This is a genomic window from Empedobacter sp. 225-1, from assembly GCF_030328185.1.
Taxonomy (GTDB): Bacteria; Bacteroidota; Bacteroidia; order Flavobacteriales; family Weeksellaceae; genus Empedobacter; species Empedobacter stercoris.
In genome coordinates, this window is sequence record NZ_JACALO010000010.1 from 29,634 (window position 1) to 43,756 (window position 14,123).

Here is a 14,123-nt window from a genome sequence, read left to right on the forward strand (position 1 = left end):
TCATTATCATAACAAAAAGACGAACGCATGCAGTTCGTCTTTTTTTTGTGTTTACCTTTGATAAAATTTTAAATTAAAAATGATTCAACCCGATTTTCTAAAAGAAGGTGATAAAATAGCAATTGTTGCGCCAGCAAAACGAATGTTACAAGGCGAATTAGACGAAGCAATAGCGTTAATAAAATCGTGGAAATTAGTTCCAGTGCTTGGGAAAAATATTTATGCTGAATATGATTTCGGATACAAATATGGAGGAACAGATGAAGTAAGAACCGAAGATTTTCAGTGGGCATTAGATGATGTTGAGATCAAAGCAATTTGGTGTGCTCGTGGTGGATATGGTTCTGTAAAAATTATTGATGAATTAGATTTAACGAACTTTAAAAAACATCCAAAATGGATTATAGGTTATTCAGATATTACTGTTTTTCATAATCATTTTAATCGTTTAGGATTTCAGACATTACATGGTGTTACAGCGAAGAAATTAGCTAATACTACTTATCATCCTACATCTTATCAAAGTGTTTATGAAGCATTGTTTGGACATGAAATTAATTATGAAATTCAATCACATTCATCTAATAATTTAGGCGAAGTAAATGGAGAATTAATTGGAGGGAATTTGTCTATTGTTTATTCTCTTTTAGGAAGTGAATCTGCAATTTCAAATCCTTCTGAAAAAATTTTATTTTTGGAAGATTGGTTCGAGAATTGGTATGCTGTTGATCGTATGTTAATGAATTTGAAACGAAATGGAATCTTAAATCAAGTAAAAGGAATTATTCTTGGAAGTTTTACACATATGGATACCGAAGAAGAAAATGCCGAAAACTATAATCTTCCTTTTGATCCTAAAACGTATGAAGTGATTCATAGTTTTACAAAAAATCTTAATGTTCCTGTAGTTTATGGCTTTCCAGCTGGACATACAGGTCATAATGTAGCATTAAAAATGGGTGCAAAAGTTCATCTAAATGTTACCTCAAATAATGTAAATTTGTATTTTATAGATTAAATATATGAAACAAGATAGTTTAACAGTGATAAGTCACCCATTAGTAAAAGCTAAAATTACGCAAATGCGTGACAAGAACACGACAACAAAAGAGTTTGGTGAATTAGTTGACGAAATTTCTGGCTTGATGTGTTACGAAATTACACGTAACATAGAGCTTGAAGAAGTTGAAGTGGAGACGCCAATTACCAAAACAATCGGTTACAAATTAAAAGGAAATGATATGGCGATTGTTCCTATTTTGCGTGCTGGGCTGGGAATGGTAAAAGGAATTCATCAATTAATTCCTACTGCAAAAGTAGGTCATATTGGTCTTTATCGTGATCACGATACACTACAACCAGTTGAGTATTTATGTAAACTTCCGTCAGATTTAAGTTCGCGCGATGTTATTTTGGTTGATCCAATGTTAGCAACAGGAGGTTCTGCAATCAAAGCAATCGAAATTTTAAAAGATAAAGGAGCAAAATCTGTTCGTTTAGCTTGTTTAGTTGGTTGTCCAGAAGGTGTAGAAGCTGTTCAGAATGTTTATCCAGAAGTTCCTATTTTCTTGGCTGCCTTAGATGAGAAACTAAATGAAAACGGTTACATCGTACCTGGTTTGGGTGACGCTGGAGATCGTTTATATGGAACAATGTAAATATCTTCGATGAGTAATAGTTACGATTTCGGAAAAGAAGCAGAAGATTTTGCAGTGAAGTATTTAACCGAAAAAGGGTATAAAATTTTAGCAAAAAACTACTTTTTTAGAAAAGCTGAAATCGATATTATTGCACAAACTGAAAATGAAATTATTATTGTAGAAGTAAAAGCGAGAACGTCAAATTACATTTCAGAACCTGAAACTGCAGTTAATGCAAAGAAAAAGAAGTTGTTAATTCTTGCTGCAGATGATTTTATTCAGAAAAATAATTTTATTTGTGAAGTTAGATTTGATATTTTAGCACTTTTAAAAATACAACAATCTTGGAGCGTTAATCATATCCAAAATGCATTCGACGCTTCAGAAATATAATCAACTTATATGGAGGTAATTATGAGTCTTTTTGACTTTATTATGCATATCGACCAGCATTTAGCAGAGTTTGCGAATGAATATGGTTTATGGCTTTATGCAATTTTATTTTTAATCATTTTTGTAGAAACAGGTGTGGTTGTAATGCCATTTTTACCTGGTGATTCGTTGTTGTTTGCGGCAGGTATGTTAGCGGCACAAGAAACAAATGATATGAATGTCTGGATAATGATTGCGATTCTATTGGTGGCTGCGATACTCGGCGATACCTTGAATTATACAATTGGTAAAAAGGTTGGATACAAAGCAACTAAAGTTAAAATTTTTGGTAAAAACTTTATTCAAGAAGAACATATAGAAAAAACCCACCAATTTTACGAAAAGTATGGTTCTAAAACCATTGTCATTGCACGTTTTGTTCCAATCGTAAGAACTTTAGCGCCTTTCGTTGCAGGAATTGGTCGAATGGGCTATTCAATTTTCTTAACTTATAATGTAATTGGAGCTATCCTATGGGTTGTAGGATTAGCACTTATAGGTTACTTCTTAGGAAATATAGAATGGATTCAAAATAATTTCTCAAAAGTAATTTTGGGAATTACAATTGCGTCTGTTCTTCCAATCTTTATAGAAATTATAAAAGAAAAGTTCGGTAAAAAAACACTATCAGAACAAAAATAAAAATGAACATATAACTCGACTTCGGTCGAGTTTTTTTATACCTTTAAATCATGGAAATTTTAGATTATTTACTGCATATCGATAAATATTTAGAAACCATTTTGAATGATTATCAACATTGGTTTTACTTGATTTTATTTCTCTTAATATTTATCGAAACAGGTTTGGTTGTCATGCCTTTTTTACCTGGCGATTCGCTTTTATTTGCAGCAGGGATGTTAGCTGCGGCTTTTCCAGCTCAACTCAATATTTATATCGTATTAGGTTTACTTTGGATCGCGGCAATTGCAGGCGACACAGTCAATTATACGATTGGGAAAACCTTAGGAACGAAATTAGTCACAGCTAAAATTTTCGGTAAACGAATTATTAAAGATTCAGCCATTCAAAAGACAGAAGATTTTTTCACCAAGTACGGTTCAAAAACTATCGTAATTGCACGTTTTGTTCCGATTGTACGAACGTTAGCTCCTTTTGTTGCGGGGGTTTCTAAAATGCATTACGGCACATTTATCAAGTATAATGTTGTAGGAGGAAGTGTTTGGGTTTTTGGAATTACCTTGGCTGGTTATTTTTTAGGAACAATTCCTTTTATCAAAAACAATTTTGAGATTGTTGTAATGTTGATTATTGTGTTCTCATTATTTCCTATCATAATTGAATTTTTAAAAGAAAAAAGTAAGAAATAAATTTGTATCTTAATTCTTCCAATAATAAACACAAATTTATGAAAAACGTTTTCACTCTTTTTTATTTCTTTATTTCAGTTGTTCTATTTGCGCAAGAGGGCTATCCTACGCCTCCAAAATCGGTAAACAGATTGTTTTATATTCAGCACAACGATAATAAGAATACGTTTGTATACGATGCATCTTTTTCTGCTAAAGGGTTATTAAATGAGAATGAACCTGTCGATATTTATCGAATTTTATACGCAGAAAATGGAGAAAAAAAACCTTTAACTTCTATTCAAAAAAAATTAGCTTACGGATTAGAGATCATAAAAAAGGAAAAGAATGTTTATCAGTTAAGTTTAGTGTCATATCCAATTCAAAAATTAATCTTAAAGCTTGATAATGAAAATAAACCAATTGTTCAAACAACTGTTAATAACAAGTTGATAACCTTAAATAGAGTTTTCTTGAAACAGAAAAAAGGAACAGCTGGTCTTTCAGTTAAATTAGAATATATCTTGTTTTATGGAAAAGATAAAAACGGAAAATCTATACAAGAGAAAATTGTTCTCTAAAAAAATCTTCATAAATTAGGTTTTCAAAGACAATTTAACATCAGTATGATTGAAATAAAAGAGGTGAAATCACGAAAAGAAATGAAAAAATTTGTCGATTTACCTTTTGAAGTGTATAAAGGAAATCCGTATTGGGTTCCAACTTTAAAGAAAGATGAATTAGCCAGTTTTGATCCAGCTAATACTATCTTCAAAACTGTAGAAGCGAAGTTTTTCTTGGCTTATAAAGGTGAAGAAGTTGTAGGTCGAATTGTTTCGATTATTAATTGGACAGAAGTGAAAGAGTTACAAAAGGCAAAGATTCGTTTCGGCTGGTTAGTTTTTAAAGATGATATTAACATTTTGAAAGCGTTGTTAACAACTGTTGAAAACATAGCGAAGGAAAAGGAATTGACTTATATAGAGGGTCCTATGGGATTTTCGAATATGGATAAAGCAGGTTTATTAACAGAAGGTTTTGATAAAATCGCAACATTAATAGGTCTTTATAATTACGAATATTATCCCAACTATTTACAACAATTAGGTTATCAACCAAGAGCAGAATGGTTAGAATATTCGATTGATATAGCAAATTTGGCCTCAGTAAAAAAGATGGATAAGCTATGCGAAATGCTCAAAAAGAGATATGAAATAGATACATACCAATTCAACTCTATTGATGAAATGTTGCCTTATGTAGACGAAATGTTCGATTTGTTGAATGTAACCTATGCAGAATTACAAAGTTTTGTTCCAATCGAAAAATACCAAGTTGAACATTATAAAAAGAAATATTTGAAGTTTATTCATCCCGATTTTATTTCTTGTGTCAAAGATAAAAATAACAAAATGATTGCGTTTGCGATTACAATGCCATCTTTTTCAAAAGCTTTTCAGAAAACGAAAGGAAAATTATTTCCGTTTGGTTGGTGGCATTTGATGCAAGCTCAAAAAAAGAATGATCATGTCGAATTTTATTTAATTGGAATTGATCCTCATTATCAAAATAAAGGTGTAAATGCATTGATTTTTAAAGAACTTTATGACCGCTTTATAGCAAGAGGAATTAAGACTTTAGAAACAAACCCTCTGCTTGAAGAAAACATAAAAGTGCAGCAATTATGGAAGAATTTTGATCCAATTGTTCACAAACGTAGAAAAACGTTTTACAAAAATATAGAAGCATAACTTAATTGTTGGAATTTAAATTCTAACCATTTTTAATTACAACACATTGCCTTGTTATTATAAGTATATTTTTTAAAATACAGCAAAGTAAATTAATACGATAATAATGATGACGACTATAATAAATTCAAAAATAGGAATTGTTCTACCTCCAGATTTTAAATTTCTTTTTCTTTTCGAATACATACCAAACCAACTTATAACCAAATAATGAGCTAAATTTAAGAAATTTATCAAAAATGATGATAAAACAATAAACCATAAAAAAAGACTTTAAACAATTTGTTTAAAGTCTTTTTAGTTGTACGGGCGGAGAGACTCGAACTCTCACACCTTGCGGCACTAGATCCTAAGTCTAGCGTGTCTACCAATTCCACCACGCCCGCTTAAATCTCACTGATTTGGATTGCAAATATACACAAGTTTTCTTTCTAACAAAATTTAGAAATAAAATTTTTTTAATCTTTTTTTACATTCTAAATTTGTACAAAGCTTTTACAAAAATGGAAATTACAGGAAGAATTAAAAAAGTATTTGAAACTCAAAATATTACTGCAAGTTTCAAGAAAAGAGAATTCGTTGTTACAACGCAAGAACAATATCCACAAGATATTATAATTGAGTTTACACAAGATAAGACAGATGTATTGAATGCTTACCAACCTGGTGATGAAGTGAAAGTTTCTATCAACATTCGTGGTCGTGAGTGGATTAATCCAGAAGGTGTAGCAAGATATTTCAATACAATCCAAGCATGGAGAATTGAAAATATGGCAAATGTTGCTCCTCAAACTCCTCAGGGATACGATAATTTTCCGCCAGCTCCTCCAGTAGAAACTTTTTCTAACGGAGATGACGATGATTTACCATTCTAAGGAAAATAAAACATCAATTCATACTAAACGTGTTCTTTATTGGGCACGTTTTTTTAATTTTAAATAAATTTTAGACAAAACAATATGTATTGGTTAAGCACTGATTTAATCTTTCCTGATTACGACGAAGTAAATGCCGAAGGAATTATAGCTATTGGAGGAGATCTTTCACCAGAACGTCTAATTTTGGCTTATCAGAAAGGAATATTCCCTTGGTTCAATGAAGATGATCCAATTATTTGGTGGTTTCCGCATGATCGGTTTGTGTTGTTTCCCGAAAATTTACATGTTTCGAAATCAATGAAGAAAGTTTTTCGGGATCAAACCTTTACGTATACAGAAAATAAAGCTTTCAGAGAAGTGATTACAAATTGTTCTGAAGCTTATAGAAAAGGGCAAGATGGTACGTGGATTACAACTGAAATGATTGAAGCGTATTGTAAATTACACGAAATGGGAATCGCAAAAAGTATAGAAGTTTGGCAAAATGATGAATTAGTGGGAGGTTTCTATGGAATAGAGATGGGTAACGTTTTTTGTGGAGAAAGTATGTTTGCAAAAGTTAGTAATGCATCTAAAGCTGGATTTATACAATTTGTTGCTAAATATCACAAGAAATATGAGTTGATCGATTGCCAAGTGTACACCCAACATTTGGCAAGTTTGGGAGCGATGGAAATTCCGAGCGATGTTTTTTTAGAATATTTAGAACCATAAAAAAATCCGACAAATGAATTAATAGTCGGATTTTTTTAGGTGATGAATCTATTTATTTCGTGAAATAGATGGGATATTTTAAGTTTTTGAAATCATTTAGATCTGCATTTAAAGATCCAACTAATAATCCCGCTCTAATTTTTAGTGGAACTAAGTTGTTATCATCAGAAATCCACATCGTAACCGATTCAGATTCTTTAAAGATTCGTCCCGATTGTACATAAGGTCGAATTTTGATGGCAGATATTTTACCGAATTTTGTTTTTAAGGTTTCGCGTCCCAAAACTTTCAATCTAAATTTTAATGTTTCGTCACCAAGAAAGATATTTTCGTTCAAATAATCGCCTGTTTTTAATTTAGAATGATCTGCATTACGCAAGCTATAAAAAGCCGATAATAAATCTTGTGCGTCGTACGGAATTGTTTCGGTTGTTATTTTCCCGTCGCGTTTATTTTCTACTTTCGCTTTTCTATTGGCATGGTCAAAATAATAGATTTGATGACGTTTGTAACTTCCTTCTACAATGTTGCGAACAAATTTAGTTGGTTTCAGGTTGCTTTTATCAATATAGGATTCGTAATTGTCATCAACTTTAAAGAAAGCACGTACTGCACCAGTAGAATTTCCTTTTCCTACTATGTGATAATGACTTCTTCCGTTTAGTGTAGCTTCTTTGACATCAATTGTTGCAAAACCTGCATTTAATCCAGAGTAATGAACTCTAAATTTTAGGCTTTCGCCAACTTTATAATTGTCTTGTGCAAGTAGTGGCAATGAGAATGAAAGGAGAATAAAAGTAAAAAATAAAATATATTTTTTCATTTTTGATTTTTTCGTTTTGTGGTTAAGTTTCAAATTGTTTGCCAAAAATAATAAAACGCCCTTATAAATTGATATAAAGGCGTTTTAAATTTATTTTGAAGAATCTTGTAGTCTAATTCTTTTCTTTAAGAGTTGAGATATGATCAGCTTCAGCAGGAGTTTCAAAATCTGAAACATTGATAACCGAAACGATTTCTGGAACATATTTTTTAATAGTCATTTCAACACCAGACTTTAATGTCATTTGGTTGACAGAACATGCAATACATGCACCTGTAAGGCGAACTTTTACAATATTATCTTCAACAGATACTAATTCGATATCGCCTCCATCTGAATTTAAGAATGGTCTAATTTCAGTTAAGGCCTTTTCAACTTCTGAATATTTTTCTTCTGGAGTCATGATCTTTCTTTTTTAATTTTTTGCTGAACAACCTGCCATTGTTGTAATACGTACAGCTTCCGTAGGAGGCAATGTATTGTTACGTTCTACTAAACTTTGTACAGTGTTACGTGCAATTGATTTATAAACTTCAGCTACAACTGTATCTTCTTGCATTGCAGCAGGACGTCCTACATCAGCAGCTTCACGAATTGATTGTACAATCGGAATTTCACCTAAGAAAGGAACACCAATTTGCTCTGCTAAATCTTTTGCACCATTTTGTCCAAAGATATAGTATTTATTGTTTGGCAATTCTTTAGGAGTAAAATACGCCATATTTTCTACAATTCCTAATACTGGAACATTGATGGCTTCCATTTGGAACATTCCAACTCCTTTTTTAGCATCAGCTAACGCAATGTTTTGAGGTGTAGAAACCACAACTGCTCCTGTAATTGGAACTTGCTGAACAATAGATAAGTGAATGTCACCTGTTCCTGGAGGTAAATCGATTAATAAGAAATCTAAATCTCCCCAATGTGCATCACGAATCATTTGGTTCAATGCTTTTGCAGCCATTGGTCCTCTCCAAACAATTGCTTGATCGGTATCTGCAAAGAAACCAATTGATAAAATTTTGATTCCGTAAGATTCTACAGGTTTTATTTTTGTTTTTCCGTTTACTTCAACAGAATATGGGCGTGCATCTTGACAATCGAACATAATCGGCATAGAAGGTCCATAGATATCTGCATCTAATAACCCAACTTTGAATCCCATGTTGGCCAAACTAATTGCTAAGTTTGATGAAACAGTAGATTTTCCAACACCTCCTTTTCCAGATGCAACTGCGATAATATTTTTAACTCCTGGTAATTCTGAACCTTTGATTTCGTTCGGATTTTTTTCTTCTACTTCAACAGAAATGTTAAGTTTAAGATTTGCTTCAGGTAAATTTTCTTTAAATGCATTTTTCAAAGCAATTTCCAAACGCTTGCGTTCGTGCATTGCAGGCGAAGGAGAAACAATATCCAAAATAATATCATTTCCCATCACTTGAGCATTACGCATCCAATTGCGAATACCCAATTCTTCTAATACTTGATATATTTGATCTCTTGTGTAAGCCATCTTTTAAATTTATTTAGACAAAATTACAAAGAATCAAAGACTTTTAAGAATCTAAAAACGTGATTTTAATTGTTTTGCTTTATAATTTGATAAATAGTCTTAATTTAATGTATATTTAACTTTTAAATCTGACTATGGAAGAGCATATTATTTATCTGACGAATATACGTAAACAGATTATTGATGAGCTTGAACAACACTCTCTAAAACAATTACTTTATATACCGGTTGGTTACAAGAATAATTTGTTTTGGAATGCGGCTCATGTTTTGGCTACACAACAATTAATTCATTATTATTTAACCGATAATAGAATGTTGGTCGATATTCAGTTTATACAAAAATACAAAAAAGGAACAATAGGAAATACCGAAGTTACAGCAGATGATGTACAAGAGTTGAAAGAAATGCTTGAAAGTACACCGATGCAATTGTTTAAAGACTACCGTTCAGAAAAATTATCCTATTATCGTTCGTATAAAACAAGTTTCGGAATGACGTTAGAATCAATAGAAGATGCGATTTTATACAATAATATTCACGAAGCAATGCATTTAGGCTATATGATGGCCATGAAAAAGAATATTCCTTTTTAGAGTATAAAAATTAATTTTAACACTATATGAAAATTCTGAAAAAATTCCTTTTATTTATTGTTGGAGTATTGTTTATTCTAACAATTCTAATGTTTGCTTTGGGGAAACACTATCATTTCGAAACATCAACAGTGATTAATGCACCAATAGAAAAGGTGTATGAACAAGCGAGTGCGTCAAAGAAATTTAATGAATGGAATCCTTGGATGAAATTAGATCCAAATCTGAAATTATCATATTCAGGAAATCAAGGTGAAGTGGGTGACGAATATTGTTGGGAAGGAAACGATGATGTAGGAAAAGGATGTCATATTATAACAGCTTTAGAGCCAAATAAAAAAGTGGCCACAAAAATGATGTTCAAAAAACCATTCGAAAGTGATGCAACTTCAGATATTGTTTTGACAAAAGAAGGGAATACAACAAAAGTCACTTGGAGCATGGACTGCGAGTTAGATTATCCGATGAATTTGATGAAACTAATGATGGATGCGCAAATGGAAAAATCATACGGAGAAGGACTTAAAAAACTGAAAGAATTAAGTGAGAGATAAAAAGAAATAGAGGTCGTAAAACAACGACCTCTATTTCTTTATTATAGATTTTTAGATTTCCATTTTATTTCTTTTTGGATTTCGTCAAAGGAATAATCACCCAATTTTATAATTTCTCCTTTATTATTGATATATCCATGTTTTTTACATTCAATAGAATAATGTTCACAAGCTCCTTTGTGTGATTCAGAATCCCAAGGAATTTTAGAGCAATCTTCTGCAATTATAGCTTTTCCGTTATGAAAATGTGAAACCATTTCAAATTGAGGTTGAATAACTATTTTACCGAAATTATTTGCAAAACCAATTTTATTATTATCAACAATTCGTATTTTATTTTCGACAAGTTTATCAGGAATTGGTTCTCCATGAGCTAGATTGTAAACCGTAAATAGTTTATTTTCATCAAAATCAATTGCAGACCATCCTTCCCAATCTTTTCTTATTAGAACAGCAAAATGTCTATATTTACTATCAAAAGGAGAAAATAGATATAAATCCATATTTAATTTCTTCTTCTTTTTGTCATTCTTCTTTTGAAGGTAAAAATGACCAATAGAATCATTCGATTCGGTTGAAACAATTTTAAATTTTTCTTGAGAAAATACGATATAGCTAAAAAAGATGAAACTTAAAATGCTTATTGAATTTTTCATAAACAATTAATTAGTTAGATAAATATACAGAAAATTCAATAAAAAAACGCTACTCAAAAAGTAGCGTTTTTTTATTGAATATAGTTTTAATACTCTAAAAATCGTACTTTATTTTCGATTGGTTGACGAACAGCTTCTGGAGAATCTCCTTCAATTTTTCCCATATAGAAAACTCCAACACATTTTTCGCCTTCTTCCATCGTAGTAAACTCATCTACATTCGCAATTACATTCGCAGGTGAAGACCAATAAGCACCAATATTTAATGCGCTTGCCATTAACCACATGTTTTGAACAGCCATGGAAGTTGCAGCTAATTCTTCCCATTCAGGATTTTTATCTGTATCAATAAAATTGATCAAAACAATTTTATTCGATTTGTCACATTTTTCAATTAACGCATTAATTTTTCTGTCACTTAACTGATCTGGAGGAGTACCTTGTACATAAACACGTTTCACATATTCGCGAAAACGATCTTTTACCGCACCTTCTAAAACGATAAAACGCCAAGGTTCTGTTTTTTTATGAGATGGTGCCCAGTTGGCAGCCTCAAAAATTTGATTTAATTCTTCGCGCGTAATTTCTTCTTGCGTGTATTGTGGAGGAAATATAGAGCGTCTATTTTTTATGATTGATAATAAATCGTTTGCATTCATTTTGTAACAATTCTTAATTTTATTCTACTGATTAGGCAAATTTACATTTTTTAAATCCAAAAAATTCATAAAACGATGAATAGAACATTAGATCAAGTAAAAGTAAGTCGTGCAACACAAAATAAATTTGATTTTAGATTAGGTGATTATATTAATCAGTCGTTTAAAATCTTTGGTGATAATTGGCTGCAATTTGCATTATTTACTTTGGTTTCGGCTATTATTTCAATACTTTCTGTTGTGACGATTATCGGTCCTTATTTGGTAATGTTTCCGTTGCAAATGGGATACGGACATGTGGTTGATAAGATAGAAAATGGTGAATCATTTGAATTTAATGATTTTTTTAAAGGTTTTGAAAAATGGACACGATTCATTCCGTTCTTTTTATTAATGTTAGGTTTCAGTTTGTTGTTAATGATTCCATTTGTACTTTTAATGGGTGGTTTTGGATTATTAGTTAATGAAAACGAATCGTTTGCACCTCTTTTTAGTTTGTCCATATTTGCGATTTTACCACTTTTTATAATCATAGGAATTCTACTTTCAGTGGTTACTTTTTTCACTCCTTACATTATTTATTACGGGAATTATGGTGTCATAGACAGTATTAAGTTATCGTATAAAATTGGAATGAAAAATTTTTGGTACATATTGTTAACCGTATTATTATACAGTATTTTATCTCAAATAGGCGCTTATATTTGTTTCGTCGGAATTTTGGCAACATTTCCTATTGCTCAAATTATGGCCTATTTATTAGTGAAAGATTTTTTATTAATAGATGATCAAAAAACAGAAATTGATCTACTTGGTACAAATCAAGAATAATATTAATTTTATCGAATGTTAGCAAAGCATTCGATTTTTACGAAAATGAATGAATTGGGAGCTGCAAAAGTTCCCTTTTTTTTTATGATTGATTTTTTAAAAGAAAATGGAGAAATTGTTCCGTTGAATAAATTATCAGAAGAGATTAAATTTGAAATCAACTGTACTCAAAAAAAAACTTTTGAAAAGGCTTTCGAATTTAAAAAATTTCCAATTACCTTCGATGAATATCTGCCAAAATTTAAACATGTGCACGATAATCTTTTGTTTGGAAATTCATATTTGACGAATTTAACGCTTCCTACAAAAATCGAAACAGACTTATCATTAGACGAAATTTATACTTTTTCGGATGCGAAATATAAACTGAAATATAAAAATGATTTTGTTTGCTTTTCACCCGAACGTTTTGTGAAAATAGAACATCAAAAAATTTTTTCAAATCCAATGAAAGGAACAATTGATGCGTCAATTCCACACGCTAAACAATTGATTTTAGATGATGAAAAAGAAGCTGCCGAACATGCTACAATTGTGGATTTAATCCGAAATGATTTGAGTTTGGTTTCCGAAAATGTTGAGGTGACAGATTATCGCTACATAGAAGAATTGAAAACAAATGATAAAACATTGTTACAAGTAAGCTCTGAAATAAAAGGAGACTTGAAGGAAGATTATTACCAGAATTTGGGAACAATTTTCGATCAACTATTGCCCGCAGGCTCTATTTGTGGGGCGCCTAAAAAGAAAACCGTTGAAATTATTTTAGAAGCTGAAAAGTACGAACGTAATTTTTATACAGGAGTTTTTGGTGTTTTCGATGGCGAAAATTTAGATAGTGCAGTGATGATTCGTTTTATAGAAAATAATCAAAACGATTTCATTTTCAAGAGTGGAGGAGGAATCACAGCAAAAAGTAAAGCGAAAGCAGAATATGAAGAATTAATCCAAAAAGTATATGTTCCAATTTATTGAATCCATTTGTTGTGAAAACAAACAATTACGCCATTTAGAATATCATCAAGCGAGATTTGATCGTACTCGAACTGATAATTTTACTGAAATTAATCCGATAGTATTAGAAGAAATTATTCAACTACCTGAAGATTTAACAGATGAAAAATATAAAGTTAGAATAGTGTATGACCGCGAAATTCAATCAGTAGAATTTCTACCGTATCAAATCAAACCAATTGAAACCATTCAACTTTTTGAAATTGAAAATAAAATAAATTATACCTACAAATACTTGGACCGCTGGTTTTTCGATGAGTATGTAAAGGAATCAAAAACAGATGATTTGGTATTAGTTAAATCAAATTATATTACCGATTGTATTTATTCGAATATCGTTTTTTATGATGGATCGCAATGGGTAACGCCTCGTTCTTGTTTATTGAAAGGTACAATGCGAGAGGCTTTGTTGCAAACAGGAGAAATTATGGAGAAAAATATAAAAGTAAGAGATTTAGAAAATTTTACCTCATTCAAACGAATCAACGCGATGATGAATCTCGAAGAAAGTCAAGAATTGGATATTTCTCATTTGATTAAATAACTCTATAAAGTTAATAGAGTTTTGTTTGCAAATTTGTTTTTTAACATTACCTTTGCATAACTTATCAAGAAAGGCGGAGGGATTGGCCCGATGAAACCTTAGCAACCAGATGACTTATAATCTAAGGTGCTAAATCCAACCTATCAAAGGGAAAGATGAGTAAAAGTATTTCACTTTTATCTGTTGGTTTCTTGAAAGTTTTATG

19 protein-coding genes, 1 tRNA gene and 1 riboswitch are annotated in these 14,123 nt (G+C 31.2%); of the genes, 14 read left to right on the forward strand and 6 right to left on the reverse strand.

Annotated features, from left to right (window positions below; all coding sequences use genetic code 11):
* The first annotated feature begins 79 nt into the window (after positions 1-79).
* From HX088_RS04465 to HX088_RS04495, 7 genes are read left to right on the forward strand one after another with little or no spacing between them, the layout of a single operon-like run.
* Positions 80-1,018 carry a S66 peptidase family protein gene (locus HX088_RS04465; RefSeq protein WP_286483553.1) on the forward strand — a complete coding sequence of 313 codons (939 nt, stop codon included), beginning with the start codon at positions 80-82 and terminating at the stop codon, positions 1,016-1,018.
* Between the two features lie 4 nt (positions 1,019-1,022).
* The gene (gene upp, locus HX088_RS04470; protein WP_286483554.1) at positions 1,023-1,658 is read left to right on the forward strand and encodes a uracil phosphoribosyltransferase; all 636 of its coding nucleotides are present in this window, start codon (positions 1,023-1,025) and stop codon (positions 1,656-1,658) included.
* A gap of 9 nt (positions 1,659-1,667) precedes the next feature.
* On the forward strand, positions 1,668-2,033 hold the full coding sequence (locus tag HX088_RS04475; RefSeq protein WP_286483555.1) for a YraN family protein: 366 nt from the start codon (positions 1,668-1,670) through the stop codon (positions 2,031-2,033).
* A gap of 9 nt (positions 2,034-2,042) precedes the next feature.
* Complete coding sequence (locus tag HX088_RS04480; RefSeq protein ID WP_286483556.1) at positions 2,043-2,714, forward strand: DedA family protein; 672 nt, start codon at positions 2,043-2,045, stop codon at positions 2,712-2,714.
* Between the two features lie 50 nt (positions 2,715-2,764).
* Positions 2,765-3,403, forward strand: a complete 639-nt coding sequence (locus tag HX088_RS04485) for a VTT domain-containing protein (protein WP_286483557.1) — start codon at positions 2,765-2,767, stop codon at positions 3,401-3,403.
* A 38-nt stretch (positions 3,404-3,441) separates the two neighbouring features.
* A complete protein-coding gene (locus HX088_RS04490; RefSeq protein ID WP_260541340.1) occupies positions 3,442-3,963 on the forward strand; it encodes a DUF4833 domain-containing protein in 522 nt (173 codons plus the stop codon).
* A gap of 45 nt (positions 3,964-4,008) precedes the next feature.
* Positions 4,009-5,133, forward strand: a complete 1,125-nt coding sequence (locus tag HX088_RS04495; RefSeq protein ID WP_284582787.1) for an N-acetyltransferase — start codon at positions 4,009-4,011, stop codon at positions 5,131-5,133.
* A gap of 304 nt (positions 5,134-5,437) precedes the next feature.
* Here the strand turns inward: HX088_RS04495 and HX088_RS04500 are convergent.
* Positions 5,438-5,519, reverse strand: a tRNA-Leu gene (locus HX088_RS04500).
* 117 nt (positions 5,520-5,636) lie between these two features.
* Here HX088_RS04500 and HX088_RS04505 point away from each other — a divergent pair.
* The gene (locus tag HX088_RS04505) at positions 5,637-6,008 is read left to right on the forward strand and encodes a DUF3127 domain-containing protein (protein ID WP_286483558.1); all 372 of its coding nucleotides are present in this window, start codon (positions 5,637-5,639) and stop codon (positions 6,006-6,008) included.
* Between the two features lie 84 nt (positions 6,009-6,092).
* Positions 6,093-6,725, forward strand: a complete 633-nt coding sequence (aat, locus tag HX088_RS04510) for a leucyl/phenylalanyl-tRNA--protein transferase (RefSeq protein WP_260541332.1) — start codon at positions 6,093-6,095, stop codon at positions 6,723-6,725.
* 52 nt (positions 6,726-6,777) lie between these two features.
* Here the strand turns inward: aat and HX088_RS04515 are convergent, their stop codons facing one another.
* The 3 genes from HX088_RS04515 to HX088_RS04525 form a co-directional block, all read right to left on the reverse strand.
* Positions 6,778-7,548 carry a DUF3108 domain-containing protein gene (locus tag HX088_RS04515; RefSeq protein ID WP_260541329.1) on the reverse strand — a complete coding sequence of 257 codons (771 nt, stop codon included), beginning with the start codon at positions 7,546-7,548 and terminating at the stop codon, positions 6,778-6,780.
* 112 nt (positions 7,549-7,660) lie between these two features.
* Positions 7,661-7,951 carry a NifU family protein gene (locus HX088_RS04520; protein ID WP_171622581.1) on the reverse strand — a complete coding sequence of 97 codons (291 nt, stop codon included), beginning with the start codon at positions 7,949-7,951 and terminating at the stop codon, positions 7,661-7,663.
* Between the two features lie 12 nt (positions 7,952-7,963).
* Positions 7,964-9,064, reverse strand: coding sequence for an Mrp/NBP35 family ATP-binding protein (locus HX088_RS04525; protein WP_260541327.1), 1,101 nt, complete (start codon positions 9,062-9,064; stop codon positions 7,964-7,966).
* A gap of 134 nt (positions 9,065-9,198) precedes the next feature.
* On the opposite strand from HX088_RS04525, the gene HX088_RS04530 reads away from it, so the two are divergent.
* Positions 9,199-9,660 carry a DinB family protein gene (locus HX088_RS04530; RefSeq protein WP_171622579.1) on the forward strand — a complete coding sequence of 154 codons (462 nt, stop codon included), beginning with the start codon at positions 9,199-9,201 and terminating at the stop codon, positions 9,658-9,660.
* A 26-nt stretch (positions 9,661-9,686) separates the two neighbouring features.
* Positions 9,687-10,214: an SRPBCC family protein gene (locus HX088_RS04535; RefSeq protein ID WP_286483559.1), complete on the forward strand. Its 528-nt coding sequence runs from the start codon at positions 9,687-9,689 to the stop codon at positions 10,212-10,214.
* Positions 10,215-10,255: 41 nt separating this feature from the next.
* Here the strand turns inward: HX088_RS04535 and HX088_RS04540 are convergent, their stop codons facing one another.
* Entirely contained in the window at positions 10,256-10,870 is a 615-nt protein-coding gene (locus HX088_RS04540) for a WG repeat-containing protein (RefSeq protein WP_286483560.1), read from the reverse strand.
* A gap of 86 nt (positions 10,871-10,956) precedes the next feature.
* On the reverse strand, positions 10,957-11,529 hold the full coding sequence (locus HX088_RS04545) for a nitroreductase family protein (protein ID WP_286483561.1): 573 nt from the start codon (positions 11,527-11,529) through the stop codon (positions 10,957-10,959).
* 75 nt (positions 11,530-11,604) lie between these two features.
* On the opposite strand from HX088_RS04545, the gene HX088_RS04550 reads away from it, so the two are divergent.
* Genes HX088_RS04550 through HX088_RS04560 form a run of 3 tightly spaced genes read left to right on the forward strand, consistent with a single transcriptional unit; the run spans position 11,605 to position 13,918 of the window.
* Positions 11,605-12,360 carry a hypothetical protein gene (locus HX088_RS04550; protein WP_260541323.1) on the forward strand — a complete coding sequence of 252 codons (756 nt, stop codon included), beginning with the start codon at positions 11,605-11,607 and terminating at the stop codon, positions 12,358-12,360.
* Between the two features lie 15 nt (positions 12,361-12,375).
* Complete coding sequence (locus tag HX088_RS04555; RefSeq protein ID WP_260541322.1) at positions 12,376-13,335, forward strand: aminodeoxychorismate synthase component I; 960 nt, start codon at positions 12,376-12,378, stop codon at positions 13,333-13,335.
* Positions 13,319-13,918, forward strand: coding sequence for an aminotransferase class IV (locus HX088_RS04560; protein ID WP_171622573.1), 600 nt, complete (start codon positions 13,319-13,321; stop codon positions 13,916-13,918). The genes HX088_RS04555 and HX088_RS04560 overlap by 17 nt, the downstream gene beginning before the upstream one ends.
* Positions 13,919-13,976: 58 nt before the next feature.
* Positions 13,977-14,080: riboswitch (SAM riboswitch) on the forward strand.
* Positions 14,081-14,123: the final 43 nt, after the last annotated feature.

Excerpts from the sequence above, each read along its gene's own strand:
- HX088_RS04545 (WP_286483561.1), bottom strand. The coding sequence starts at position 11,529 with ATGAATGCAAACGATTTATTATCAATCATAAAAAATAGACGCTCTATA.
- upp (WP_286483554.1), top strand. The coding sequence starts at position 1,023 with ATGAAACAAGATAGTTTAACAGTGATAAGTCACCCATTAGTAAAAGCT.
- HX088_RS04530 (WP_171622579.1), top strand. The coding sequence starts at position 9,199 with ATGGAAGAGCATATTATTTATCTGACGAATATACGTAAACAGATTATT.
- HX088_RS04475 (WP_286483555.1), top strand. The coding sequence starts at position 1,668 with ATGAGTAATAGTTACGATTTCGGAAAAGAAGCAGAAGATTTTGCAGTG.
- HX088_RS04505 (WP_286483558.1), top strand. The coding sequence starts at position 5,637 with ATGGAAATTACAGGAAGAATTAAAAAAGTATTTGAAACTCAAAATATT.
- HX088_RS04465 (WP_286483553.1), top strand. The coding sequence starts at position 80 with ATGATTCAACCCGATTTTCTAAAAGAAGGTGATAAAATAGCAATTGTT.
- HX088_RS04520 (WP_171622581.1), bottom strand. The coding sequence starts at position 7,951 with ATGACTCCAGAAGAAAAATATTCAGAAGTTGAAAAGGCCTTAACTGAA.
- HX088_RS04555 (WP_260541322.1), top strand. The coding sequence starts at position 12,376 with ATGTTAGCAAAGCATTCGATTTTTACGAAAATGAATGAATTGGGAGCT.
- HX088_RS04540 (WP_286483560.1), bottom strand. The coding sequence starts at position 10,870 with ATGAAAAATTCAATAAGCATTTTAAGTTTCATCTTTTTTAGCTATATC.
- HX088_RS04495 (WP_284582787.1), top strand. The coding sequence starts at position 4,009 with ATGATTGAAATAAAAGAGGTGAAATCACGAAAAGAAATGAAAAAATTT.
- HX088_RS04525 (WP_260541327.1), bottom strand. The coding sequence starts at position 9,064 with ATGGCTTACACAAGAGATCAAATATATCAAGTATTAGAAGAATTGGGT.
- HX088_RS04535 (WP_286483559.1), top strand. The coding sequence starts at position 9,687 with ATGAAAATTCTGAAAAAATTCCTTTTATTTATTGTTGGAGTATTGTTT.
- HX088_RS04490 (WP_260541340.1), top strand. The coding sequence starts at position 3,442 with ATGAAAAACGTTTTCACTCTTTTTTATTTCTTTATTTCAGTTGTTCTA.
- HX088_RS04550 (WP_260541323.1), top strand. The coding sequence starts at position 11,605 with ATGAATAGAACATTAGATCAAGTAAAAGTAAGTCGTGCAACACAAAAT.
- aat (WP_260541332.1), top strand. The coding sequence starts at position 6,093 with ATGTATTGGTTAAGCACTGATTTAATCTTTCCTGATTACGACGAAGTA.
- HX088_RS04480 (WP_286483556.1), top strand. The coding sequence starts at position 2,043 with ATGGAGGTAATTATGAGTCTTTTTGACTTTATTATGCATATCGACCAG.
- HX088_RS04515 (WP_260541329.1), bottom strand. The coding sequence starts at position 7,548 with ATGAAAAAATATATTTTATTTTTTACTTTTATTCTCCTTTCATTCTCA.
- HX088_RS04485 (WP_286483557.1), top strand. The coding sequence starts at position 2,765 with ATGGAAATTTTAGATTATTTACTGCATATCGATAAATATTTAGAAACC.
- HX088_RS04560 (WP_171622573.1), top strand. The coding sequence starts at position 13,319 with ATGTTCCAATTTATTGAATCCATTTGTTGTGAAAACAAACAATTACGC.